This is a genomic window from Pandoraea morbifera, assembly GCF_902459575.1.
Taxonomy (GTDB): Bacteria; Pseudomonadota; Gammaproteobacteria; order Burkholderiales; family Burkholderiaceae; genus Pandoraea; species Pandoraea morbifera.
On sequence record NZ_CABPSD010000001.1, the window covers coordinates 638,105 to 662,958 of the forward strand.

Sequence of the window (24,854 nt, forward strand, 5' to 3'; positions counted from 1 at the left end):
ACTACGCCCTACGCATCACGCACTACGCAGCACGTATCAGGCACCAGGCAAGGCAGTACCAGACGCCTCACGCAAAGGCGCACAGGACATCCATTCGCAGCATAACAATCACATAACAAGCACCTACGCCAGACAGGTATTGGAGATCTCGCCCATGAGCGCAAGCGCAGCCCCCAACGCGACGGCCTCGTCCGCCCGCACTTCCCCGCACGCATGGCGTGTGATCGTATCGGCCTCCATCGGTAACGCGCTCGAATGGTTCGACCTGGTGGTGTACGGCTTCTTTGCCGTCACGATCGCGAAGCTGTTCTTCCCGACCGGCAACGATACGATTTCACTGCTGCTCACCCTCGGCACGTTCGGTGTGTCGTTTTTCATGCGGCCGCTGGGCGCCATCGTGATCGGCGCATACGCCGACCGTGCGGGACGCAAGGCCGCCCTCACACTCTCGATTCTGCTGATGATGGTCGGCACGCTGCTCATCGCGGTGATGCCGACGTATGCGTCGATCGGCGTGCTCGCGCCGGTGGGCATCGTCATCGCCCGCATGGTGCAGGGCTTCTCGGCGGGTGGCGAATTCGGCAGCGCGACGGCGTTCCTGGCCGAGCACGCGCCGCAGCGCCGCGGCTTCTTCTCGAGCTGGCAGGTCGCCTCGCAGGGTCTCACCACGTTGCTTGCCGCCGGTTTCGGCGCGCTGCTGACCGGCAATCTGTCGGCCGAAGCAATGGCCTCGTGGGGATGGCGCGTGCCGTTCTTCTTCGGTTTGCTGATCGGACCGGTGGCGTACTACATTCGCCGCCGTCTGGACGAGACGCCCGAGTTCCTCGACATCGAGCCGACGCAGAGCCCGCTGCGCGACACCTTCGCCAGCCAGAAGGAGCGGCTGATGCTCGCCATCGGCGTGGTCGTGATGGCCACGGTGGCGACCTATCTGGTGCTTTACATGCCGACGTATGCCGTCAAGCAACTCGGCCTGCCGTCGTCGGCGGCGTTCTCGGCGGTGCTGCTCACCGGGGTGGTGCAGTTGATCGTCGCCCCGATCGTCGGCCACTGGTCGGACACGCACGGGCGCATCAAGCCCATGCTCAGCGCCGCCGTGGCGCTGCTCATTCTCGTCTACCCGATGTTCCACTATCTCGATGCGCATCCGACGTTCGGCTCGCTGATGGTGTTTCAGATCGTGCTCGGCCTGCTCATGACGACCTACTTCGGTGCCCTGCCCGCCTTGCTCACCGAGCTGTTCCCGGTGCAGGTGCGCACCACGGGTCTCTCGCTCGGGTACAACATCGCCGCGACCGTGTTCGGCGGCTTCGCACCGTTTATCATCACGTGGTTGATCGGTGCCACGGGCAACAAGCTCGCCCCCAGCTTCTACCTGATTTTCGCGGCCGTCATCAGCATTGCCGCGCTGCTGCGCAGCCGCTCGCTCGGCATGCGCTGACGCGCAATGCAGGCCGTCCCGGGCGGTATCCCCACCGCCCGGGCCTCACGACCTAGGAGACAGAACTCAAGTGACGCAATCGCCCCCCGAACTGCACGCCGAAACCATCGACGGCCAACCGGTGCCGACGAAGGACGCCATCGCCGCCCTGCACGAGCGGCTCAAGCCTTACGTGCGCACCACGCCCGTGTTCACCCGAAACGACTTCCCGACGCTCGGCGACACGCGTGTGACCTTCAAGTACGAGCTGCTACAGGCATCGGGCACGTTCAAGGCCCGCGGCGCATTCTCGAACCTGCTCGCGCTCGACGACGCGCAACGCAAGGCCGGGGTGACGTGCGTGTCCGCGGGCAACCACGCCGTGGCCGTGGCCTACGCCGCGCAGGCGATGGGCGTGGGCGCCAAGACCGTCATGCTCAAGACTGCCAGCCCGGCACGCTCCGCGCTGTGCCGCGACTACGGCGCCGACCTGATCCTCGCGGAAAACGTGCATGAGGCATTCGACATCGTCAAACGCGTCGAACAGGAGGAAGGCCGCTACTTCGTGCATCCGTTCAACGGCTACCGTACGGTACTCGGCACGGCCACGCTCGGCTACGAGTGGGCACAACAGGCGCCGGATCTCGACGCCGTGATCGTGCCGATCGGCGGCGGCGGACTGATCTCCGGCGTCGCAACCGCCTTCAAGCTGTTCGCTCCGCACGTGAAGGTGTACGGCGTGGAGCCGGCCGGCGCCGACGCCATGGCACAGAGCTTCGCCGCCAATGGCCCGGTGAAAATGGGGCCGATGACCGGCATCGCAGACAGTCTCATGGCGCCGCATACGGAGCTGTACAGCTACACGCTGTGCCGCCGTCACATCGACGAACTGGTCACCGTGACCGACGACGAAATGCGCGCCGGCATGCTGACGTTGTTCCGCCAGTTGAAGCTCGCCGTGGAACCGGCCTGCGCCGCGGCGACGGCCGCGCTCATGGGGCCGCTGCGCGATACGCTCAAGGGCAAACGCGTCGGGGTGCTGCTGTGCGGCACGAACACCGATACCATCACCTTCAACCGCCACATCGAAGCCGCACTCGCGGCGCAGGCCAACGGTTGAGCCACGGCGCCCCAAGCGCTGCACGACACCTGAGACGCGACCCGACGGTCGCGTCGTCGTTTGGCCACCCGCGAACGCCCGTTCACCCCGACCGCGCTTAAGGATCCCGCATGCCCGCCACATCCCCCTCCCCGGCCGTACTGCTCCTCGACGCCGCGCAAATCGCCGCACTCATGCCCGTGGCCGACGCCATTCCGGTCATGTCCGACATGTTCGCAGCGCTCGCGCGCGCCCAGATCCACTTGCCGCTACGCCAGATCATTCGCCCGCCCGAGGCCCTCGGTGCCAAAGGTATGCTCGGCATGATGCCCGCTTTCCTCGGCGCCGAGGCCTGCGGCATGCCTGTCTACGGCGCGAAGGTCGGCACGTTCTTTCCCGAGAACAGCCGCCTCGGCAAGGACCCTCACCAGGGATGTGTGCTGTTAATGAGCGGCGAAACGGGCGAACTGCTTGCCGTGATGAACGCGGCGCAGATCACCGGCATTCGCACCGCGGCCGTCACCGGGCTCGCCACGCACCTGCTCGCTCGCCCCGACGCCTCCCGGCTCGCGCTGATCGGCGCGGGCCATCAGGCGCACTGGCACCTCGCCGCACTCGCCGCCGCACGAGGGCTGACCCACGTGCGCGTGGCCAGCCGCTCGCTGGCGTCGGCGCAGGCCTTCGTCGATCGTGAGCAGCCGAATTACGCGTTCCGCCTCGAGGCAGTGGCTACTGTCGAGGCCGCGGTACACGACGCCGATATCGTCGTCACGGTTACCAACACGACCGAGCCGATCCTTCAGGCCGAATGGATCGCCCCGGGCGCGCACGTCAATCTGGTCGGCAGCAGCACGCCGCGCCATCGCGAAGCCCACACGGAACTCATGGCGCGCGCCGAATTGTTCGTCGATCGTCGCGAATCGACCGTCAACGAGTCCGGCGATTACCTGGCCGCCGCCGCCGAGGGCCGCATCGGTCCGGAAGACCTGCTCGCCGAACTCGGTGAACTCGTCATCGGCCAGCACGCCGGGCGCTCCGGCGCGACGGCCGTCACGCTGTTCAAATCGCTCGGCATGGGGGCGCAGGACGTCGCCCTGGCGGCCGCGCTGTACCGCCGGGCACAGGCGGAAGGCGCAGGTACGCACGCGTCAATCTGATACCGGTACTGCGCGAGGTGTCGACCGGGGTTCGGCAGTCCGACGTCTGATTTCGATGTCGGAATCCGTCCGGTTCTGGTCGCTTCAGGGGCTGTCGCACGCCGCGTCCAAGCCTTAGCATGGGGTCATTGCCACCCTGCCTGACGGAGCCACGCCATGTCGCACACCCCATCGTCCCGGACCGCCCTGCTCGTCATCGACGCCCAGGAATCCTTTCGTCAGCGCCCGTTCTGGCGCGAAGACGATCTCGCGCAGTATTTCGAGCGCCAGCAAGCGCTCATCGACGGTGCCGTCGCGCGCGGCGTGCCCGTCGTCCAGGTGTTTCACGTCAGCTCAGGCCCGTTCTCCCGAGACTCGGGCTATGTGCGCACGCTCGAAGAACTGCGCATCGCGCCGGACTTCACGCTCGACAAGGTCAAGCACAGTGCGCTCGCAGGCTCGACACTCGGCGCCTGGCTGGTGGAGCACGGCATCACGCGGCTGATCGTGTCGGGCATTCGCACGGAACAATGCTGCGAGACGACCACGCGCGCCGCATCGGACGCGGGCTACGTCGTCGATTTCGTGACCGAAGCCACACTCACCTTCCCGATGACGCATCCGGGCACCGGCCGCGAGCTGTCCGTCGCCGAGCTGAAGGAACGCACGGAAACGGTGCTGGTGAATCGCTTCGCGCGTATCGTCACGGTTGAGGAAGCCCTCGCCGCGGTGTAACGTCGAGGTCTGTCCGAATCCGTCCTCAGCGAGATTGCCCACGATGCCGCGCGAACAACCTGTCTACGTGCTTGTCACGCCCAACGCGTTGTTACTCGATATCGCCGCGCCGGCCGAGGCGTTGCGCATCGCCAATCATCAGCAGGACGCGGTTCGCTTCTCGCTGCGTTACGTTGGCGCACAGCGCTCGGCCACCACGTCCATCGGCCTGTGCGTCTCGCCGCTGGAGCCGTTCCCCGAGGCGCTGCCCGACGGGGCGTGGCTCGTTGTCACGGGGACGGTCTCAAAACCGCTGCCGATGGTTCTGCCGGAGGCCTCGGCCGCCCCGTCGCAAAGCGTCGAGACCGCGCAGGTGGTCGAAGCCCGGGCGGTCGACTGGCTGCGCCGCGTCGTGCGGCCGACGCATCAGCTCGCCTGCATCTGCACCGGCGCGCTGCTCGCCGCACGGGCGGGTTTGCTCGACGGGCGCGCATGCACGACCCATCATGGCAGTTGCGACGCGCTACGCATGCTCGCGCCCGGGGCCCGTGTGGCTGACAATCGTCTCTATGTTCACGACGGCAACGTGTGGACGAGCGCGGGCGTGACCACCGGCCTCGATCTGATGCTCACGCTCATCGCCGAGACCACCGACCCGTTGTGCGCGGCCGCGGTCGCGCGACAGATGGTCGTGTACGCGCGGCGTGCGGGCGCCGATCCACAACTCTCCCCCTGGCTCGAAGGACGCAACCATTTGCATCCCGCGCTGCATCGGGTGCAGGACGCGATTGCCGCCGACCCCGCGCGCGACTGGACGCTGGCCGGCATGGCGGAAATCGCGTGCGTGAGCGAGCGTCAGGTCACGCGGCTGTTTCGAGAGCATGCGGGCACCGCCCCCATCGACTACGTCCACCGGCTGCGCATCGCGCTGGTGCGCGAGCTGCTCGGCAACAGCCAACTGGATCTCGAGCACATTGCCGAGCGCGCGGGCTTCGGATCCAGTCGCCATTTGCGGCGCGTGTGGCAGAAATTCAGCCCGACGCCGCCGAGCGAGGCGCGCCGCGAGGCCCGCGCCGCATGACATGTCGCAGCCCTAGCGATCGTCAGGGTGCCATCCCGGCTGAGGAAAGCGCGTCCAGTCGGGGGCGTGCAGGAGCGTGCCGTCGCCTCGCTCGTCGTAGGGCGACACCCCCGGCTCGCTCTGGTACTCCAACGCGACGCTGACCGCCAGATCCGCGTGAATCGCCGTGCGGTACTTGATACAACGATTGCCCGCCCTGGCCACGTACATCTGTGCCCACGCATGCTCGCCCAGCACATTGCCGGCCGTCGAGACGCCCTCTTGCGCGCCCAGCACCCGCGATGCAAACAAGTCGACCACGACATTCCGGTCTCCATCGGTGTCGCCCTGCTTGCGGGGCGTGCGCCCGATTACCGCGAACGACATCGACGGCCTGAGCTGCGTGGGACGCGACCACGCCAGCACGATGCGGTAGCGGATCGACGTCACGCCGAACCGCGCCATGATCTGCTCGATCTTCCCGAGCACGTGCCGCTCGGCGCCTGTCAGCGCCCAATGCCCCATCGCCACGTTCTGCTGGATCGCCGCGCGGATCTGTGTGTCGTCGAGCAGGGCGCGAAGCATGTCCGCGGTGCCCAGCGTCGCGTCGCTCGCGGGTGGCGCGGGAAACTCGGCAAAGATGCCCGGCGTGCCGTTCTCCGCCCACAAGCGGATCGGTACGGCGCCATTGAGCCACCATCGCCCGTCCCTGAACCGTATCGGCGCGTTGCCGCGCGCCAGATCGACACAGTAGTAAGCGGTTGACTGCACCGCACCGTCGTCGTCGATGTGATGCATCGCCGCGCGGCCACTGCCCAGGCTCATGATGTCGACCTGTTCGAGGTCCCGATGTTCGTCGGCGGCCATGAGGAAGACACGATACCCCGACGGCACATTGCGAAACGCGTCCAGACTCATGATCTCAACACCCGAGGACAGGCGAAGGTCGCGACGTTCACACACCCGCCCGCCGGTCGGAATCCCGCGCCAGATCGATGGCAGCACGGCCCCGAAATGCCCGCTGCCTTCGTAGGCTCCCGCGTCGAGCAACGCGGCTCCGAACGCATGATTGCCGAGCCCCGAGCGCACCAGGTGTGCTGCATCGCGATGCGCGATGTGAGGGACATAGCACGCCCACACGCGTGCGATGTAGTCGTCGGCGAAGTCGACGAACCATCGACTATCGTGTTGGGCCGACAGCGGTGTCGAGGTTCCCATCACGAAATCTTCGATGGATTCGCCGAGGAAATGCGCGAACGGCAATCCCAGGCAGTATCCGGACTGTGCAAGCGAATCGTAATGACACGCGCCGGGACGCCAGAGCGGATGGGCTGCCGTCGCACAGGCGCGGCGGACTTCCGCAAGAAATCGGTCTCCCTGAGGCAGCGGCAGGTCACGCGCCGCATAGGCAATCGGATAAATCATGTCGCTCGCCGGGCGTCTGGGCAGGCCCGTCAGTTCGAGCGCCGAACCCACCTCCGAGAGCAGCCATTGCCGCAGGCCGCCTGCCACGTCTTCGTGACCGCGCCGGGCGAATGTCATGCGCAGCGCCGAGGCGGGCGCGCTTCCTTGTGCGGCATCGTTCAGCACGTTTTTCAGCCGTTCGGCGTCGAAACGCGTGACATGGGGCGCGAGAAAGGCCTGTAGCGCGGGGTTCCCCGGCACGTCCAGGCGCGTGCCGAGCAGGAGCGCTTCGCCCGTGACGAGCGACAGGAGCAAATGATCGAAGGCGCCGCGCAACGCCACGACACCGGCCACCCGGCACCCCGAGACCTCCACGATCGACAGCTCACCCGCCCCCGCGAGTCGATCGCGAATCAATGTCTGGTGGACCTGCGGAACTCGAGGCAGGTACCAGAACAGCAGGCCCGCTTCGATGCGGGCAAGCGTGCGGATGAGCGATGTCTGAAAACGCACGTCACTCCAAGCGGTTTCGATGTGCTGCCGGATGTCCAGCTCCGGCGCCTCGACGGCAGGGCTCGCGGCGGGCGGCATCATGACCGGTTCGCCGCTGCAGGGTTGCGTCCCTGACACATGCCCCGCTTTCCATTGATCGACGAAGTATGTCCATCGCGCAAAGGCGCGCTGCCGGCGTGTCTCGTAGGTGGGTTCGTTGAAGTCGGGTGTGGGCCGCGGGGTCGTGGGTCCCGGCGCTGCGGGCTTCGCCGGAGCCGGCATCGACGGCAAGGGGCGAAGGGTCGACGCCCCCGCGCGGGGGGAATCGATCGCAGCGGCACTCGCCGGCGTGCCGATGAGGATCTCGGGGATCAGATCCTTGAGCGGCTCGATAAAGACGTGAAAGATGCGGCCGTCGCTCTCGACGCGGCCGTTGTCCGTGAACTTCAACGCACTGTCATGCGCCGCGCCACCGACCATGCCGAATCCACCGTTCGGTAGTGTGGCAATGCTGTCGTCGGTACACGCGCCGGCGATGCGTCCCGCGCCACAAGTGACCCCCGCGAACAGCATGCGCCCCCGGGAATCGGCGAAAGCGATCAGGTAGCCGGCGGGCACGCGCATGAGTTGCGCCTCCGACTCGACGGGCATGCATGCCGGGCCTAGGAAATCATGCACGTTGTCCTGCCCCTCTCTCAGCGGCGGGCGACCTGCGCCGTCGCCACCGATGCGCAAGTCCGTACGGAACCGGCTCAGCACGCGCCACGGAGTGTCCGACACGGTGGAATGCCTGGAGAACTGCGTGAGCGCAGTCGCCAGATGGGTCAGCTCTTCGCGCGACGCATCGGGGACCGCGCCCGGATCGAGGATACGATCGACCAGCGTGAAGACGGGCGGCACATCGCTCAGATGCGTGAGCATGACGTTGACGGCGTCGGACAAGGACTGGTTGTCGGGGCGCCGGAAGAACATCCGCATGGCGTTGGCGAAAAGCATCTGGCGATGAATGCTGCGCAGCTCCGTGAGGTCCGCACCGGCCGAACGCTGCGAGAGCACGCCGTAGCCGGCCCCCATCATGCTCGCCGCACTCGCACCGTAGACCAACTCGGCCTTCCAGCCGAAGCTGCGCACCAGCACGCCGCATATGGCGATGGCCATGACCTTGAGTCCGTCGAAGGCGGATAGCCGCATCTGGTCCCAATGGCGGAGTTTGCGCCATGATTCGGTCACGATGTGCACGTCGATATTGAGTCGAATGTGACGCACCCGCGCCGACCACATCAGATCGTCGAGGCGATCGGGCACGATGAACCGGAAGTCCGGATACGGTCGCAGCGCCTCGTACAGCACATCGATCGTCGATGCGCGCGCGGGCGTGACATTTGCGCCGTGCGGCACCACGCGCGGGGTCGTCGTCGTATCGCTGGCCGACGCCGCGGCGATGCGAAACTTTCGTTGTTCCCAGAAGATCGGACTGTCGAGCTTCGACGCATCGACCATCGACATGTGGTCGCGCATGAAGGACTTGAACGCCTGCGTGTCTTCCGTGGCAGGACGCCACACGAAGTAGTCGCCTCGCTTGATCGAAATCAACAGGGCCAACTCGCCCTCGCGCACCACATAGGCCACAAGGTCGGCGATCACGTGATGTCGGAACGTGATCAGTTGTGTCCGGGCCTGCATCGCCTGATCGTCCTGTTCAAGCAGAAACCGATCAGCACCACAGCCGATGGCGCGCTCGGAAATCGCGCGGTACAACGTGCTGACGAACACCGCGCGCACGAGTTGCGCATGGGCCGTCGCCACCTCGCGGGAGCGCTCCAGCGTCTGCACGGCCGCCACATCGCTGTCATGCAGCGCCTGCCGAAAGGCGTCGTTGTCGACGGCAGCGAGCAAGCGCGCGGCGCGGGTGTCGCGGGTGGAAACCGAGGCCACCTCGCGCGATCCGCCAAGTTTCAGATACTCCTTGCGAAAGTGATGGCCCAGCGCGATCTGCGCCAAGGAGAACGTCTCGGACGTCACGAGCTGAGCGTTGGCACCGTGCCCCTGAAAGTGAAATCCCTGCTCGCGATAACGCACCTCGACGATGGCGTCCCAGGGCAAGGCGTCGTGTTGCGCGAAACCCAGCGCGGTACGGTCGCCGAGCACGCGCTCCATCAATGCGCTCGTATACGTCACCGTCTGACGCTCGTAGAACGTGAGATCGCGCAGCGCGTCGCGGACAGCCTCGCCACTTTCGTACAAGGTCAGCACCTGATCGAGCGACAGCACGTCGCGCGCGTCGAACCGCTTCTCCGATCGATCCGACGGATCCGCCGCGCGCCGTGCGTTCGCTTCGGGTGAGGCATGCCCCGCAGCGTCGCCGTCGTGCGACGCTTCGCCCAAAGGGCTCGCGGGCGTCTCGCCGAACGCCTGGCGATAGGTCACGACGCCCGCGAGCGCGGCGACCGGCAGCAACGTCGCCCCCGCAACGACCCGACGCGTTCGCGCCGGCCACTGCCCCCACAGCGTCGCCAGCGACGCACCCGCGCCGGCCAGCCGCGCCGCTCCACCCAGCAGCGGCTCCGCAACATCGCCGGAATTCGCGGGCGGCGGCGCGGAGGGCGGTGGCAACGGGGCGACCGATGATCGCGTCGTCGCGACGTGCGGCGCGGGTGTCGGATCGGGCGCGGCAGTCAGTTGCCTGACGGCGTTGGCCCGCGCGCGATCGTCGGCGTCCCATTGATCGCAGATCCGTGCCCACCGCCGCCGCTGCAATTGCCGGTGGGCCGCCGCCACGTGTTCGACGCCCCCCGACAGCGCGAACGCGCCGTGTTGATGCATCAGCGCGAGCAGCGCATCGAGCGCCTGAGCCGCCATGCACGGCTGCAGGCGAAATGCTCGCCGGGCGCTGTGGGCGGCCGCACGCACAAAGTCGCGCACCTTGAGTCCGGTGATGACATCGATTGGCGTCTGTCCCGGGCACCGGCTCTCGAGGCGGCGGCGAATCGCATTGGTGAGATGAAAGAAATCCAGTTGTGCGTGCACGTCCATGAACCTGGCCACCAGCGCACCGATTTCCGCGCACGTGAGCATCGGCAAGGCGAGCGCCAGCGCCGCCGAGTATCGCGCTCGCGCATGACCGTCGCTGCCCCGTGTCAACGCCGCTGCCGCGCGCGCCACGGCAGCGGCTTCGAGCGATGCGCCAGCCACGAGCCCCCACGTTGGCGAATCGGACAGGACGTAACCGGCAACGCCGGCGGCACCCAGCAGCACAGCGCTTTGCGCCAACCCATGCACCGGGCTCGGCTCCGTGACCGCGACGACGCCGCCGGCGTCGGTCATGCCAGCCATGACGCGCTCCCATGCCTGCATCGCCAGCGCGGGATGCCGCCTGACAAACGCGGGCAACCGCTCGCCGAGCCATTGCGCGTCGGCGGTGGCGACGTCACCGAGGCGGCACCCGCGCAAGGCGGCAAGAATCGCATCGCAAAGTCCACCGAACGGCAGGTCCGGCGCACCCCAGTCAGATTGGCCATCGCGCCACACACCAAAGCGGCAGCCGTCCTGACACAACGTCAATCCGCCTGTCGCGCCCGCTCGCGCCGAGCGCGCCCCGGCGCACTCGGACAGCAGCGCATGCAGCGACGTCTCGCCGAGCGTCCAGTGCGCCGCGGCGCCTGCGTCGCGCAAGACCTCCTGCCCGCCGAGCAGGCATCGCATCAGTTGCGCGGCGACCGGCCCCCAGCGTTCCGGGGAAACGGCGAATCGATACACGACCTGCACGCGCCAGTCCATCGTGCTCACCGGCGCGAGGTCCTGGGTTTGCCCACACCATTGCGCGCGTGTACGCGCCGCTGCCTCCCCCGGCGTCTCGGCGCCGTGAAGGCGCCACGGGCCGTGTTCCCCGCCGTTGATCCGCATGCGACCTCCTTGAACCGGTGTTCGCTGTTACGACGGCATCCCGCTGCCATCTTCGAGTCCACCGACAGGCACCACTGCCACGATTCGCTCATCGCCTACCGGACGGGCTTCCCGACGCACGCCCCGCAGGCGGCTCGACGCGCAACCCGGGTAGAATGACGGTCGCACGTATTCGCAAGACTTCCGATTCCACGATGAACCACGATCTCGTCATTCTGGGCACCCCTGCCTCCCCTTCGACTTCAGACGCGCTGCAATCCGCTATTCACGCGCTGGTGCCCGGCGCACCGGTGACCTTCGCCGGTAATGCGGCACGCATCGCCGACGTTGCCGACACGCCGGCATTGCGCGCGGCGGCAGCAGGCTTCGCGCAGCAGCATCAGGTCGATGCCGTGCTCGTGGACAGCGCGCGCCGCCTGACGGACTTCAAGGTGGTGGCGATGGACATGGACTCGACGCTGATCACGATCGAGTGCGTCGATGAAATCGCCGACTACTGCGGGCTGAAGGCGGAGGTCTCGGCAATTACCGAAGCCGCGATGCGCGGTGAGATCAAGGACTTCAATGAAAGCCTCACGCGTCGCGTGGCGTTGCTCAAGGGGCTCGACGCCTCCGCGCTCGAGAAGGTGTACGACGAGCGCCTGCGGCTCTCGCCTGGCGCAGAATCCATGCTGCGTGGCGTGCAGGCGCTCGGCATTCGCACGCTGCTAGTCTCGGGCGGCTTCACGTTTTTCACGGAACGGCTGAAGACTCGCCTGAACCTGGACGTTACCCGTGCGAACACGCTGGAGATCGTCGATGGCAAGCTCACCGGGCGAGTGCTCGGCGAGATCGTCAACGCGGAAGTCAAGGCCCGCACCGTCGCCGAAGTGACGGCCCGGTTCGGCGCCGCGCCCGAGCAGGCCATCGTCATGGGCGACGGCTCGAACGACCTGCAAATGATGGCCCTCGCCGGATTGTCCGTGGCGTTTCGCGCGAAGCCGGTGGTGCGGGAAAAGGCGTCCGTCGCCTTCGACTACGTGGGACTCGACGGCCTGCTGTCGCTGTTCCGCAACGACTGAGACACCCTCAGCCCGACGGCCGCGCCCCCGTCGTCACGTGTCGCTCTCGCGCCCGCCAGACGATCCCGGCGTCGCCGCGAGACGGCACGACGCGAAACTCACCGGGTTGAGCAAGTGCGTCGTCGCGTCGTAGAGCAGATGGTCCGGGCGCAGATCCGGATGCGCCAGGCCCGCGGCACCCAACCTGCGCATCATGGCAGCCCGCGCGGCCGGATAGTCGTCCGGTATCGCCCCCAGTCCGCTGACCGGCACGCCCGGCACCCGCTGCATGCGAAGTAAATAGCAGCCGTTGCTCGTACGGATGAGTCTTGCCGTCCCGCTCCCGTAGTACCGCTCGAAGTGGCGCAACTCATTGACGGCACGTTGCAGCTCCCGCGGCCCCGTGTCGACGCCCGGTGCAAAATCCGTGAAGCTGAAGGAGAACAGCAACTTGTAGACGTACGCCGCATCCGCCGGATCGGCAAAGACCTCGCCGCACCGCGCCGCCATCCGGACGTAGGACTGCCAGTGCACGAGTTCGAAAAGTGGTGCATGCACTTCGCCCACTTCCGGCACATGGCTGTCCATCAGCGCAGACACGCGCGCCTGCAGCGAAACCACGTGCGAATCGTCCGATGCCAGCGGGCCAGGCGTTGGCGCGTCCGGCCCCATCCGCGACCAGGCAAATGCCGATGCGGCACCCAGGTCGACCGGCCAGAAGCGACGGGCCTGTGCGTCGAAATGCACGTTGGCGCTGTGAAGATCGCCATGCGTCACGCCCACCTCCATCAGTTGCGCCTGCATGGTGTCGAGCGCCTCCAGGATCTCTCGCTTCGACTCGCCGTACTCCGATGGCCAGACCTTGTTCATGGGCTTGCCCGGCACCCGGCGCATTCGCAGGCAGAGGTAATCGTCGCGCGTGAAAAATGCCTCGGCACTGCACGCGCCGTAGAGCCGGTTGAACATTTCCGCCTCATGCTCGGCGGCCGCCCGGATGAAATCGATGCCATCGACGCCATCAATGCCGCTCGCGCGCGGGCCGTGAAAAATCTTGATGACGAACTCGGGATCGCGAAGATCCTCGAATACCGCTCCGCCGTCGCCGCCACCGATTGGCCTGCGCTCGCCCGGTGCCCCCAGAAGATCGTCGCGCGTGCGGGGGTCGCGAATCATCGCGGAACACTCGCCGCTCGAATGCGACGGGATTGGCGCAAAGGTCTGGGGCGATATCGCGGATGGCGATACGACGCGAACTTCGGTGGGAGGCGGCATGAGAGACGTCGATGGCATGGGTGACATGAACCGGATGAAGAAATCGTCGCGGCAGCACGGCCCGAGCTTGCAGGAACGTGGCCGGTTTGGGTGCACGCGCGTGCGGCGCTCAGCCGCTGTGCCGGGCGTCCGCCCGCGCTTCCGGCACATCGGGGCTCGGCCACGCGTCGCCAAAGCTCAGCGGATTGAGTCGATCGGTCGCGGCATCGAACAGCACGCCGGAGTTCGCGAAATGCCCCGCGTGAAGGATGCCCCTCGCCAGCAAGCGCTCGTTCATTGCGAAGAGCAAGTCGTAGAGCCTGTCGGCATCGACCGTCTCGGCCGTCAGCGGTTTGCCCGCCATACGCCGCATGTGCAAAAGGATATCGCCGTCGCTGGTACGCACCAGTCGTGCGGACCCTTCGCCGTAGTACGCCTCGAACATTCGCTTCTCGCGTATCGCCCGCCCGAGCTTGGCAGGCCCTTCCGATGCGCCGGACCAGAAGTCAGGCAAATGAAAGCGGAACAGCAGCTTGTACACCCTGGACCCATCCCGAGGATCCGGGGTCACGTAGCCGCAGCGCGGACGAAGCGCCTGCGCGAAGTCCTCACCCAACAGATCGGCTCGCGTGGCGGTCGTTTCCGCGATCTCCGGCGACCGGCTGTCGATCAGCGCAAATAGTTGGTGTCGCGTGTATTCCAGCTGACACTCGTTGACGGCGAACAGCGAGTGGGACTTCATCGTGGTCACATACGCTTCCCGAAAGCCAACGGGAAGAAAGGCCCCTGCGTGATAAAGCAGGTTTTCCGCATGAAGACCGTGATGAATGACGCCGCACTCGATCAACTGCCGCCGGAGCATGTAAAGCGACTGGTTGACCTGCGCCTTCGAGCCGAGCGCCGACGGAAGCATGCCACGCACCGGCATGCCCGCGAGCAGACGCATGCGCACACAAAGCCGGGCGTCACACGTGACGAATACCTCCGCGCCGGCGGGACCGTACAGTGCATTGAAGCACGCCACCTCGTGGTTGGCGCGGGCCAGTCCTCGCTCGGGCCGGGCCGCGGTGTGCGTGTCGTCGTAGACCTTGATCGCGTATCCGGTGTTGCCGATCTCGTGAAAGACGCGCGAGCGCTCGCCGGGAACGACGCACTGTTGCTCGACGGGATAACCGATGAAAGCGTCCAACGGCCGCGAATCGTGGACGACGTTGAGCGTCGCATACGGGCTCGGGGAGTGGGCGGGAAGCGCATGGGCCGAGGCCCGGACCGGATCGTGCTCCGGTAATCGGATGCCGGCTTGCGTGCCCGGGCGAGCCGTGGAGGGCGGCGAGGGAAAAACGACAGGCGTCAGGACGATGGAGAACATGGCGGCGGCAGCGAGACGGCGCGCCCGCGACCGCGGGCGTCATCCTATCGCTGCGATTCGGAACGGAGGAGCCGCCAGCTTCCATCGTCCGCGCCGCGACGGCTTGCGAGATTCGCTCGCCGATCGTCGCGGCAACCGTTCAGGCGCCCAGGTGCGCCTTCAGGCTGGCTTCGATGTCGGCCTGCAGATCGCGCACATCCTCGAGCCCCACATAGAAACGCACGAGCGAGCCCTTGTGCGCCCACGGCGTCGCCGTGCGCATCGACGATACGCGATACGGCACGACCAGGCTGTGCGCACCGCCCCAACTGAATCCGATCTTGAACAGCCGCAGCCCCTCGATGAACGCGTCGATCTGCGCCTGAGAATAGCGCTCGTCGAACACCACCGAGAACAGGCCGCCCGCGCCGGTGAAATCGCGTCGGAAGCATGCATGTCCCGGACAGTCCTCGAACGCCGGGTGCAGCATCGCCGCGATCTCGTGACGCGAATCCAGCCACGTGGCCAGCGTCATGGCGGCGCGATCGTGCGCCTCGAAGCGCAAGCGCATGCTCGGCAGGCTGCGCAGCACCAGACTGCAATCGTCGGCCGACACCCCGACGCCCATGCGCATGCGCGCCTGTTTGAGACGGTGATGCAAATCGTCGTCGACGGTCACCACGGAGCCCATCAGGACGTCGCTGCCGCCCGACTGGTATTTCGTCAACGCCTGTACCGAGATGTCGACGCCATGATCGAACGGCCGGAACGCCAATCCGGCGGAGTACGTATTGTCGATGGCGGTGACAACGCCGCGCTCGCGGGCGACGCGCGCGATCGCGGGCACATCCTGCACTTCCATCGTCACCGAGCCCGGCGCCTCGAGCCAGATGAGCTTCGTTTCGGGTCGAATCAGCGCGCCGATGCCGTCGCCGACCATCGGGTCGTAATACCTTACCGTGATGCCGAACGATTCGGCCAGCCAGTCACCGTGCTCGCGGTTCGGGCCGTAGGCATTGTCCGGAATCAGTACGTCGTCGCCGTGCCTGAGCAGCCCGAAGTAGACATTCGAGATGGCCGCGAGCCCCGACGGGAACAGCAGGCAGTGCTTGCCGCCCTCGAGTGCCGCCAGACGGCGCATGAGCTCCATCGAGGTCGGTGTGGCGTGCAAACCGTAGCGCCACTGGCTGTCGTTCTTCCAGTCGAGCGAGCGCATTGCCGCCAGATCGGAAAAAACCACCGTCGAGGCACGTGCCACCGGCACCGGCATCGCGGAGAAGCCCGCCGGGAGTTGCGTGTCGGCGTGCAGGATGTTGGTCTGCCAGTGCCAGCCGTTGGCTTCCGGCGTATCGAGGGGCTTGCGGTTGTCTTGCGTCATCACGGCTCCGGAAAAGACTCGGGCCGGCAACGACGCCGGCCCCCGGGAGTAACTTACACGCGCTCGAACACGGCCGCAATGCCCTGGCCGCCGCCGATGCACATCGTCACCAGCGCGTACCGGCCGCCGATGCGTTGCAGTTCATGCAGCGCCTTGACGGTAATCAGTGCCCCCGTCGCGCCGATCGGATGGCCAAGCGAAATGCCCGAACCGTTCGGATTCACCCTGGCCGGATCGAAGCCGAGATCGCGCGTGACCGCACAGGCCTGGGCGGCAAAGGCTTCGTTCGCCTCCACGATATCGATGTCGCCGACCTGGAGTCCGGCGCGCTCGAGCGCCTTGCGCGAAGCCGGCACCGGACCGATGCCCATGTAATTGGGATCCACGCCCGCATGCGCGTAGCTCACCAGACGCGCCAGCGGCTTTGCGCCGCGGCGCTGCGCCTCGGCGCGCTCCATCAGAATCAACGCGGCCGCGGCATCGTTCAGGCCCGACGCATTCCCGGCCGTCACGGTGCCATCCTTCTCGAACACGGGACGCAGCTTCGCCATGTCTTCCAGACTCACTTCGGCCCGCACGTGCTCGTCGGTCGTGAACGCGATCTCGCCCTTCTTCGTCTTGATCGAGACCGGAACGATCTGGTCCTTGAAGTAACCCTCGGCAATCGCGCGCGCGGCGCGCTGGTGCGACTCGACGGCAAGACGATCCTGATCCTCGCGCGTGATGCCCCACTGCTTCGCGATGTTCTCCGCCGTCACGCCCATGTGGATGTTGGCGAACGGATCGTGCAGCGCACCGAGCATCATGTCGACGAGGCGCGATTCGCCCATGCGGGTGCCCCAGCGCGCGCCAGGCATCACGTACGGGGCACGGCTCATGCTCTCGGCGCCGCCTGCCATCGCCACGTCCGCGTCACCCAGCAGGATCGACTGCGCGGCCGAGACCACCGCCTGCAACCCCGAGCCGCACAGGCGGTTCACGGTCATGGCAGGCGCATGCTGGCTCACGCCAGCCTCGATCGAGGCGACGCGCGCCAGATACATGTCCTTGGGTTCGGTATGGATGACGTTGCCGAACACCACGTGTCCGACGTCGTCGCCGCCGATTTGTGCGCGAGCCATGGCTTCGCGGGCGACGATCGTACCGAGCTGCGTCGGCGCGAAATCCTTCAGGCTGCCCCCAAAATCACCGATCGCGGTACGAACCCCGCTGACGATCACGACTTCTCGCTGCATGTCTCTTCTCCGGGTGGATATCAGTTTGCAACGAGTATAGCGCCGTCGCGGGTTCCCGCGATGTAAGGGTCACTGGAGGGAAGCTTCGGTGGCTAGTTGGGCCAGCACGGCGTCCGCGCGCGGCACCGGAGCGACCGCGCCATAACCGGTCGTGGACAACGCGGCGCAAACGTTGGCATATCGCGCCGCCGCGAACGGATCGTCGCCCAGCGCCAGACGCGCCACGAACGCGCCGCCGAAACAGTCGCCGGCGCCGGTGGCGTCGACCGCCTGCACGGGATATGGCGCCACGATGCGCCGGTCGTGCGGCGTGGCGACGTAACACCCTTCCCGACCCAGCTTCAATGCCACAACCTTCACGCCATGAGAAAGAATCTCGTCGAGGATGGCGTCACGGTCATCAAGGCCGGTCACGGCGGTCACGTCGTCCCAGCTCGGCAGGCAGACGTCCGTCAGCCCGAACGCCTCGCGCATGGTGGCGCGAGCGCGCGCCAGCGGCCACAGTTTCAGGCGCAGATTCGTATCGAACGACACCTTGCCGCCCGCCTTTCGGACGCTCGACATGGCGTCGAACGCGGCGTCGCAGGCATTCACGCTGATCGCGAGGCTGATCCCGGACAGGTGCAGAAACGATGCGCCGGCGAGCGCATCGGCCGGCAACTGCTGCGCACGATAGCGGCTCGCCGCCGACCCCGCGCGCAGATAGTCGAAGTGATGACCGCTCTCGTCGTGGGATACGAAGTAGACGCCGGTTGGCGCCTGCGGGTCCACCGTCACGTAGCGGGTGTCGACCGCTTCGTCGCCCCACAGGTCGAGCAACATGCGGCCAAAGAGATCGTCGCCCACGGCGCTCACGAAGCCGGTCGTCACTCCCTGGCGACGCGCCGCAATGACGAAGTTCGACGTATCGCCGCCGAAGCCCTGCAGATACTGGCGGGCGTCGTTCGGCGACTGATTGAACTCGATCATCGCTTCGCCCATGGCCAGCACCTGGGGAACGGGTGCCGCCGCTTGCGGTTCCACGCGCGCCATCAGACGACCTCGCCCCACAGGTCGTGACCGTCCGCGCCGGTCACGGTCACGTTCACGAACTCGCCGACCTTCAGGCGCTTCGCGGCCTTTGCGGTGGGCTCGATGTATACGAGGCCGTCAATCTCCGGCGCATCGGCCGCGGAGCGGGCGACGCCGCCGTCCTGATTGATTTCGTCAACGATTACCTGGAGGGTCGTGCCGACCTTGCGCTGCTGGCGTTGCGCCGAAATCTCCTCGGCCACCTCCATGAAGCGCGCGCGACGCTCCTCGCGCACCTCGTCGGGCAAGGCACCCGGCAGTTCGTTCGCCTTGGCGCCCTCGACCGGCGAGTAGGCAAAGCAACCCACGCGATCGAGTTCGGCTTCGCGCAAAAAGTCCAGCAGGTATTCGAATTCGGCTTCCGTTTCGCCCGGGAACCCGGCGATGAATGTGCTGCGGATCGTGAGGTCCGGACACATCTTGCGCCACGCCTGGATGCGCTCGAGATTCTTCTCGCCCGACGCCGGGCGCTTCATGCGCTTGAGCACGTCGGGATGCGCGTGTTGAAGCGGCACGTCGAGATACGGCAGGATATGGCCTTCGGCCATCAGCGGAATGATTTCGTCGACGTGCGGGTACGGATAGACGTAGTGCAGACGCACCCACGCGCCGTACTGCCTGGCCAACTCGCCCAACGCCGTGACCAGTTCGGTCATGCGGGTCTTGAGCGGACGCCCCGCCCAGAATCCGGTACGGTACTTCACGTCGACGCCGTAGGCGCTGGTGTCCTGCGAAATCACCAGCAACTCCTTGACCCCGGCCTTGAACAGGTTTTCGGCCTCGAGCATCACCTCCGCGACCGGGCGGGAATCGAGATCGCCGCGCATCGACGGAATGATGCAGAACGTGCAGCGATGGTTGCAGCCTTCGGAAATCTTCAGATACGCATAATGACGCGGCGTGAGCTTGATGCCCGCCGGCGGCACGAGATCGGTGAACGGATCGTGCGGCTTGGGCAGGTGGGTGTGCACCGCGCTCATGACTTCGCCCACGGCGTGCGGGCCGGTCACGGCGAGCACTTTCGGGTGTACGGCGCTCACGATGTCCTGACCGGCGGCGTCCTTCTTGGCGCCCAGGCAACCGGTCACGATGACCTTGCCGTTTTCGGCGAGTGCCTCACCAATGGCGTCGAGGCTTTCCTGGACGGCGTCGTCGATGAAGCCGCAGGTGTTGACCACGACGAGGTCGGCACCGTCGTAGGTACCGGCAATGTCGTAGCCTTCAGCGCGCAATTGCGTCAGGATCTGCTCGGAATCGACCAGGGCCTTGGGGCAGCCGAGCGAAACGAAGCCGACCTTGGGGGTGCCGGCGGGCGATGGGCGGGACATGGGGCGGAATCCTGATCTAGTAAATACGGTAACGACTGCGCGAAGCCGCGTATTTTACCTTGTTCGCCCTCGGTCCGTTCCAACTATCGTTGCCGACCGCTCCCTGCCCTCGCTCACCTGACCGCGAGACAATCGGAGCGCCGCGCGCGCCCGCTGTCGCGGCACGGGGTCGTTCAGGGCTTCTTGTTCGGATCCTTGCCCGGCATGCCGCCAGGGGCGCCCGGCGCACCCGGGAAGGGGAACGTGCTGAACATGTTCTTGGCCTGGCTCTGCATCTGCTCCTGCATCTGCACGAACAGGTTCTTCGACTGCTCGATATAGTTGGTCATCATGCCCTGCATCATCGGCGCCTGCATGTTCATGAATTGCGCCCAGACGTCCGGGTTGAAGGCTGCGCCCTCATAGATGCCCTTCGACTGATCGGCCAGCTTGTTCTGAATTTCAATGAACGTCTGGATATTCTTCTCGAGGTACGTCCCCATCATCCCCTGCAGCGCATGGCCGTAGAAGCGGATGATCTGGGCGAGCATCGCGCTCGAGAACATCGGCACACCGCCGGTCTCTTCTTCCAGAATGATCTGCAGCAGAATGCTGCGGGTCAGGTCCTCGCCCGTCTTGGCGTCGACGACCTTGAACTCCTCGGTCTCGAGCACCAATTGCTTCACATCGGCAAGGGTGATGTACGTACTGGTTTGGGTATCGTACAGACGCCGGTTCGGATACTTTTTGATCAGGCGTTCGTCAGTCTTCTTGCTCGCGGCCATGCGGTGGGTTTCCTGCTTTTATGAAGGACTTCCCCGACCGGCGGTCGGGGTTAGTCACATATTATCGATTCTAGGACGTTTGCTGCTATGCGGCAAAGCCCTAACCCGCAACGGAGCGCGGCGCCTGCTCTCGGACCGCACCGGCCATCGCCCCGTTACCGCTTACCCCATGTGCAGACCGCCGTTCAGCGAGAAGTCCGCCCCCGTCGAGAAGCCCGAGTCGTCCGACGCGAGCCATGCCACGATGGACCCGATCTCGCCCGGCTCACCCAACCGCTTGACCGGAATCGTCGCCACGATCTTGTCGAGCACGTCCTGGCGGATAGAGCGCACCATGTCCGTGCCGATATACCCGGGCGACACGGTATTGACCGTCACGCCCTTGGTCGCCACTTCCTGCGCCAGCGCCATTGTGAAACCGTGAATGCCCGCCTTGGCCGTCGAGTAGTTCGTCTGACCGAACTGGCCCTTCTGTCCATTGACCGACGAGATATTGATGATGCGGCCCCAGCCGCGCTCGCACATTCCCTCGATCACCTGCTTGGTCACGTTGAACAGGCTCGTGAGGTTGGTGTCGATGACCGCGTCCCAATCTTCACGCGTCATTTTGCGGAACACCACGTCGCGCGTGATCCCGGCGTTGTTCACCAGCACGTCGACTTCGCCGACCTCGGCCTTCACCTTGTCGAACGCCGCCTTGGTGGAATCCCAGTCGCCGACATTCCCTTCGGATGCGACGAAATCGAAGCCCAACGCCTTCTGATCTTCGAGCCACTTCACGCGACGCGGCGAATTCGGACCGCAGCCCGCCACGACCTTGAAGCCATCCTTGTACAGCCGCTGACAAATGGACGTACCGATACCGCCCATCCCGCCTGTCACATATGCAATGCGTTGAGTCATGGAACGCTTCCCCCTAAATAACGGCAAATCTGCCGCCTGTTGCGACTGCCAATTGACCGACGCGCAGGCCGCGCGTTCCCGCGCATGCCTTTCGTCTCCTGACGACCCGCCATCGCCGGTGCGCATTGCACGCACACGGCCGTGGCGGTTCAGTGCTTTATGGTGGACTGTCCGAGTGGCGCTCGGCGCTTCAACGCCTCGCGCCCTCGAAGACTCAGACGCGTTCGACCGCCAGCGCCACGCCCATGCCGCCGCCGATACACAGCGATGCCAGACCGCGACGCGCGTCGCGACGTGCCATTTCATGCAACAACGTCACCAGAATACGGCAGCCCGACGCGCCAATCGGGTGACCGATGGCGATCGCGCCACCGTTCACGTTGATCTTGGACGTGTCCCAGCCCATCTGCTTGTTCACGGCCAACGCCTGCGCCGCGAACGCTTCGTTGATTTCCATCAGATCGAGATCGCTCGCCTTCCAGCCGGCACGCGACAGGCAGCGCTGCGAGGCCGGCACCGGGCCGATGCCCATCACCTTCGGATCCACGCCGGCGTTGGCATACGCGACGATGCGCGCAAGCGGCGTGAGCCCCAGCTGCTCCGCGCGCTTGGCCGACATCACCACCACGGCGGCGGCACCGTCGTTGATGCCCGACGCGTTGGCAGCGGTGACCGTGCCGTCCTTCGCGAACGCCGGCTTCAGACCGGCCAGCGCTTCGGCGGTCACGCCGTGACGCACGAATTCGTCGGTCTTGAATACCAGCGGGTCGCCCTTGCGCTGCGGAATCGAGACCGGCACGATCTCGTCGTCGAAGCGGCCCGCTTTCTGCGCAGCTTCCGCCTTGTTTTGCGAAGCGGCCGCAAAGGCGTCCTGCATCTCGCGCGTGATGCCGTATTCCTTGGCGACGTTCTCGGCAGTGATGCCCATGTGGTACTGGTTGTAGACGTCCCACAGGCCGTCGACGATCATCGTGTCGATCAGCTTGGCGTCGCCCATGCGGAAGCCGTCGCGCGAGCCCGGCAGCACGTGCGGCGCGGCGCTCATGTTTTCCTGGCCACCAGCCACGACGATGTCGGCGTCCCCGGCGCTGATCGCGTTGGCGGCCAGCATCACCGCTTTCAGGCCCGAGCCACACACCTTGTTGATCGTCATGGCCGGCACCATGGCGGGCAGGCCGGCCTTGATCGAAGCCTGACGCGCCACATTCTGGCCCGAGCCAGCCGTGAGCACCTGCCCCATGATGACTTCGCTGACGTCCTCGTCCTTGAGCTTCGCCCGCTTGAGGACCTCGTCGATCACGATAGCCCCCAGATCCGGCGCCGCCACCTTGGCCAGCGAGCCGCCAAACTTACCGACCGCAGTGCGCGCAGCCGACACAATCACGATATCCGACATGTCTCATTCCTCGTTTTCAAATGATTCGAACCGGGGGGGGTGCCCGCCCGGTGTCCGCGGACGCACCTCGGCGTCGCGCGGCACTTGCCGATCGCCGCCACGCTCAGGCCTTCGCCTTCACATAGCGGCCGGGCGCCGGTTCGATAGGGGTATAAGCAACATTACCATACGCCTTTGGCGCCTTGATGCGTTTGCCGGCGTAGCCCGCGAGCCACTCGCTCCAATCGGTCCACCAGCTTCCCGGGTGTTCCGTCGCGCCCGCAAGCCAGTCGCCGGCGTCCACGCCCGTGTCGTCGTTGCGCCAGTAGCTGCGCTTCTTCTTCGCCGGTGGATTGACCACGCCGGCAATGTGGCCAGACGCCCCAAGCACGAAGCGACGTTCGCCGCCGAGCAACGGCAGCGAGCGAAAAGCCGACGTCCACGGCACGATGTGATCCTCGCGCGAGCCAAAGACGTATGCCGGGGCGTCGATGGCCCCGAGATCCACCGGCACGCCGCACGTTTGCACCATGCCAGGCTGCTTCAATTCGTTCTGCAAGTAGAGATGGCGCAGATACCAGCAGAACATCGGCCCCGGCAGATTGGTGCCGTCGCCGTTCCAGTAGAGCAGGTCGAACGGCTGGGGCGCGTTGCCCTTCAGGTAGCTGTCGACCACGTAATTCCATACGAGATCGTTCGGACGCAGGAACGAGAACGTATTGGCCAGCTCCACGCCACGCATGAGCCCCGGAGGCTGACCGAGCCCGCCGCCGATCGTCTGCTCGCGAAACTGCACGTGCGGCTCGTCCACGAACACGTCGAGCACACCCGTATCGGAAAAGTCGAGCAATGTCGTGAGCAGGGTCACGCTCGCGACCGGCGATTTCGCGCCCCTGCTCCCCTTCGCCGCGAACACCGCCAGCGCCGCGGCCAGCAGCGTGCCACCGACACAGAAACCGAGCGCATTGATCTGCGGCTGTCCACTAATCTCGCGCACCACGTCGATCGCGGAGATCGGCCCCTCGCCCACGTAGTCGTCCCACGTCTTGTGCGCGAGCGACATGTCGGGGTTGCGCCAAGACACCACGAACACCGTATGCCCCTGCTCCACCGCGTAGCGGACCAGCGAGTTCTCGGGTTGCAGATCCAGGATGTAGTACTTGTTGATGCAGGGCGGTACGACCAGCAACGGCCGTTGATGCACGGTCGGCGTGAGTGGCTTGTACTGGATCAACTGGATGAGGTCGTTCTCGAAGACCACCGCGCCCTCGGTCGTCGCCACGTTGCGACCGACCTCGAAAGCCGCCTCGTCGGTCTGCGAAACCTTGCCCTTGCCCATGTCGACGAGCATGTTCTGCATGCCCGTGAGCAGGCTGTCGCCGTGCGTCTGCACGAGGCGCTGCTGCGCGTCGGGATTGGTAGCGATGAAATTGGCCGGGGAACTCGCCGCCACCCATTGCTCGACGGCGAAGCGAATCCGCTCGCGCGTCTTGGCGTCGGCGTCGATCAGCTCGGCCATGCGCATCAGGAAGCGGCCGTTGAGCAGATAGAGCGCCGCCGGCAGCGCGAAGAAGGGATTACGCCAGCCATCGCCGGCAAATCGACGGTCGCCCAACGTGGGCGCCGTGTCGAGCCCCGGCTGGTTGAAGCTGGCGACAAGTTCGGAAAATTCACGGGCATATTCGGACTGAAGCGCGTTCAGTCGCGCCGGATCGACACGCATCGGCGCCGGATGAGGCAGACTGCCCGCCTTGAACAGTTCGAAAAGTCCCGCGAACGGATTCGCGGCGCTGGCAGCCCCATGGGCGGCAGCGGACGACGGGCCGGCAGCCCCCGGCAATGCGCCGAACATTTGCTGGGCGGCACTGAACCACTGCGACATGTCCTGAGCGGAGAGCGAAGCGGAGGGAAACTGCTGGGCAAACGAGGCGGC

The 24,854-nt window shown here is 66.0% G+C and carries 17 protein-coding genes; 6 read left to right on the top strand and 11 right to left on the bottom strand.

Features of this window, described 5'->3' with window-relative positions; translation table 11 throughout:
* The first annotated feature begins 154 nt into the window (after positions 1 to 154).
* The 5 genes from PMO31116_RS02740 to PMO31116_RS02760 all read left to right on the top strand — a co-directional run bounded on the left by PMO31116_RS02740 (position 155) and on the right by PMO31116_RS02760 (position 5,450).
* Positions 155 to 1,441 carry an MFS transporter gene (locus tag PMO31116_RS02740; RefSeq protein ID WP_023874581.1) on the top strand — a complete coding sequence of 429 codons (1,287 nt, stop codon included), beginning with the start codon at positions 155 to 157 and terminating at the stop codon, positions 1,439 to 1,441.
* 70 nt (positions 1,442 to 1,511) lie between these two features.
* Complete coding sequence (locus PMO31116_RS02745) at positions 1,512 to 2,540, top strand: threonine/serine dehydratase family protein (RefSeq protein ID WP_150565344.1); 1,029 nt, start codon at positions 1,512 to 1,514, stop codon at positions 2,538 to 2,540.
* Between the two features lie 110 nt (positions 2,541 to 2,650).
* Complete coding sequence (locus PMO31116_RS02750) at positions 2,651 to 3,676, top strand: ornithine cyclodeaminase family protein (protein ID WP_150565345.1); 1,026 nt, start codon at positions 2,651 to 2,653, stop codon at positions 3,674 to 3,676.
* Between the two features lie 156 nt (positions 3,677 to 3,832).
* Entirely contained in the window at positions 3,833 to 4,390 is a 558-nt protein-coding gene (locus tag PMO31116_RS02755; protein ID WP_150565346.1) for a cysteine hydrolase family protein, read from the top strand.
* A gap of 43 nt (positions 4,391 to 4,433) precedes the next feature.
* Positions 4,434 to 5,450 carry a GlxA family transcriptional regulator gene (locus tag PMO31116_RS02760; RefSeq protein WP_150565347.1) on the top strand — a complete coding sequence of 339 codons (1,017 nt, stop codon included), beginning with the start codon at positions 4,434 to 4,436 and terminating at the stop codon, positions 5,448 to 5,450.
* 12 nt (positions 5,451 to 5,462) lie between these two features.
* Here the strand turns inward: PMO31116_RS02760 and PMO31116_RS02765 are convergent, their stop codons facing one another.
* Complete coding sequence (locus PMO31116_RS02765; RefSeq protein WP_150565348.1) at positions 5,463 to 11,228, bottom strand: hypothetical protein; 5,766 nt, start codon at positions 11,226 to 11,228, stop codon at positions 5,463 to 5,465.
* A gap of 194 nt (positions 11,229 to 11,422) precedes the next feature.
* On the opposite strand from PMO31116_RS02765, the gene serB reads away from it, so the two are divergent.
* Positions 11,423 to 12,289: a phosphoserine phosphatase SerB gene (serB, locus tag PMO31116_RS02770; RefSeq protein ID WP_150565349.1), complete on the top strand. Its 867-nt coding sequence runs from the start codon at positions 11,423 to 11,425 to the stop codon at positions 12,287 to 12,289.
* A 33-nt stretch (positions 12,290 to 12,322) separates the two neighbouring features.
* Here the strand turns inward: serB and PMO31116_RS02775 are convergent, their stop codons facing one another.
* The 10 genes from PMO31116_RS02775 to phaC form a co-directional block, all read right to left on the bottom strand.
* Positions 12,323 to 13,441, bottom strand: coding sequence for an OspG family effector kinase (locus PMO31116_RS02775; protein ID WP_150565350.1), 1,119 nt, complete (start codon positions 13,439 to 13,441; stop codon positions 12,323 to 12,325).
* A 208-nt stretch (positions 13,442 to 13,649) separates the two neighbouring features.
* On the bottom strand, positions 13,650 to 14,708 hold the full coding sequence (locus PMO31116_RS02780; protein WP_150565351.1) for an OspG family effector kinase: 1,059 nt from the start codon (positions 14,706 to 14,708) through the stop codon (positions 13,650 to 13,652).
* A 319-nt stretch (positions 14,709 to 15,027) separates the two neighbouring features.
* Positions 15,028 to 16,245 (bottom strand): cystathionine beta-lyase, encoded by a 1,218-nt coding sequence (locus PMO31116_RS02785; RefSeq protein ID WP_150565352.1) that lies wholly within the window; start codon positions 16,243 to 16,245, stop codon positions 15,028 to 15,030.
* A gap of 53 nt (positions 16,246 to 16,298) precedes the next feature.
* Positions 16,299 to 17,480 (bottom strand): beta-ketothiolase BktB, encoded by a 1,182-nt coding sequence (bktB, locus tag PMO31116_RS02790; protein WP_150565353.1) that lies wholly within the window; start codon positions 17,478 to 17,480, stop codon positions 16,299 to 16,301.
* Positions 17,481 to 17,549: 69 nt separating this feature from the next.
* On the bottom strand, positions 17,550 to 18,512 hold the full coding sequence (locus PMO31116_RS02795) for a sugar kinase (RefSeq protein WP_150565354.1): 963 nt from the start codon (positions 18,510 to 18,512) through the stop codon (positions 17,550 to 17,552).
* Positions 18,512 to 19,879 (bottom strand): 30S ribosomal protein S12 methylthiotransferase RimO, encoded by a 1,368-nt coding sequence (rimO, locus tag PMO31116_RS02800; protein ID WP_150565355.1) that lies wholly within the window; start codon positions 19,877 to 19,879, stop codon positions 18,512 to 18,514. The genes PMO31116_RS02795 and rimO overlap by 1 nt, the downstream gene beginning before the upstream one ends.
* Before the next feature lie 173 nt (positions 19,880 to 20,052).
* Complete coding sequence (gene phaR / locus PMO31116_RS02805; RefSeq protein WP_023595672.1) at positions 20,053 to 20,643, bottom strand: polyhydroxyalkanoate synthesis repressor PhaR; 591 nt, start codon at positions 20,641 to 20,643, stop codon at positions 20,053 to 20,055.
* A 162-nt stretch (positions 20,644 to 20,805) separates the two neighbouring features.
* Positions 20,806 to 21,546, bottom strand: coding sequence for a 3-ketoacyl-ACP reductase (locus PMO31116_RS02810; protein WP_023595671.1), 741 nt, complete (start codon positions 21,544 to 21,546; stop codon positions 20,806 to 20,808).
* A 214-nt stretch (positions 21,547 to 21,760) separates the two neighbouring features.
* Complete coding sequence (locus tag PMO31116_RS02815; RefSeq protein ID WP_150565356.1) at positions 21,761 to 22,942, bottom strand: acetyl-CoA C-acetyltransferase; 1,182 nt, start codon at positions 22,940 to 22,942, stop codon at positions 21,761 to 21,763.
* Positions 22,943 to 23,045: 103 nt separating this feature from the next.
* On the bottom strand, positions 23,046 to 24,803 hold the full coding sequence (gene phaC / locus PMO31116_RS02820; protein WP_150565507.1) for a class I poly(R)-hydroxyalkanoic acid synthase: 1,758 nt from the start codon (positions 24,801 to 24,803) through the stop codon (positions 23,046 to 23,048).
* Positions 24,804 to 24,854: the final 51 nt, after the last annotated feature.

Coding starts and splice junctions, on each gene's coding strand:
- PMO31116_RS02740 (WP_023874581.1), top strand. CDS start 155: ATGAGCGCAAGCGCAGCCCCCAACGCGACGGCCTCGTCCGCCCGCACT.
- PMO31116_RS02750 (WP_150565345.1), top strand. CDS start 2,651: ATGCCCGCCACATCCCCCTCCCCGGCCGTACTGCTCCTCGACGCCGCG.
- PMO31116_RS02755 (WP_150565346.1), top strand. CDS start 3,833: ATGTCGCACACCCCATCGTCCCGGACCGCCCTGCTCGTCATCGACGCC.
- PMO31116_RS02760 (WP_150565347.1), top strand. CDS start 4,434: ATGCCGCGCGAACAACCTGTCTACGTGCTTGTCACGCCCAACGCGTTG.
- PMO31116_RS02765 (WP_150565348.1), bottom strand. CDS start 11,228: ATGCGGATCAACGGCGGGGAACACGGCCCGTGGCGCCTTCACGGCGCC.
- serB (WP_150565349.1), top strand. CDS start 11,423: ATGAACCACGATCTCGTCATTCTGGGCACCCCTGCCTCCCCTTCGACT.
- PMO31116_RS02775 (WP_150565350.1), bottom strand. CDS start 13,441: ATGATTCGCGACCCCCGCACGCGCGACGATCTTCTGGGGGCACCGGGC.
- PMO31116_RS02785 (WP_150565352.1), bottom strand. CDS start 16,245: ATGACGCAAGACAACCGCAAGCCCCTCGATACGCCGGAAGCCAACGGC.
- bktB (WP_150565353.1), bottom strand. CDS start 17,480: ATGCAGCGAGAAGTCGTGATCGTCAGCGGGGTTCGTACCGCGATCGGT.
- PMO31116_RS02795 (WP_150565354.1), bottom strand. CDS start 18,512: ATGGCGCGCGTGGAACCGCAAGCGGCGGCACCCGTTCCCCAGGTGCTG.
- rimO (WP_150565355.1), bottom strand. CDS start 19,879: ATGTCCCGCCCATCGCCCGCCGGCACCCCCAAGGTCGGCTTCGTTTCG.
- phaR (WP_023595672.1), bottom strand. CDS start 20,643: ATGGCCGCGAGCAAGAAGACTGACGAACGCCTGATCAAAAAGTATCCG.
- PMO31116_RS02810 (WP_023595671.1), bottom strand. CDS start 21,546: ATGACTCAACGCATTGCATATGTGACAGGCGGGATGGGCGGTATCGGT.
- PMO31116_RS02815 (WP_150565356.1), bottom strand. CDS start 22,942: ATGTCGGATATCGTGATTGTGTCGGCTGCGCGCACTGCGGTCGGTAAG.
- phaC (WP_150565507.1), bottom strand. CDS start 24,803: ATGTCGCAGTGGTTCAGTGCCGCCCAGCAAATGTTCGGCGCATTGCCG.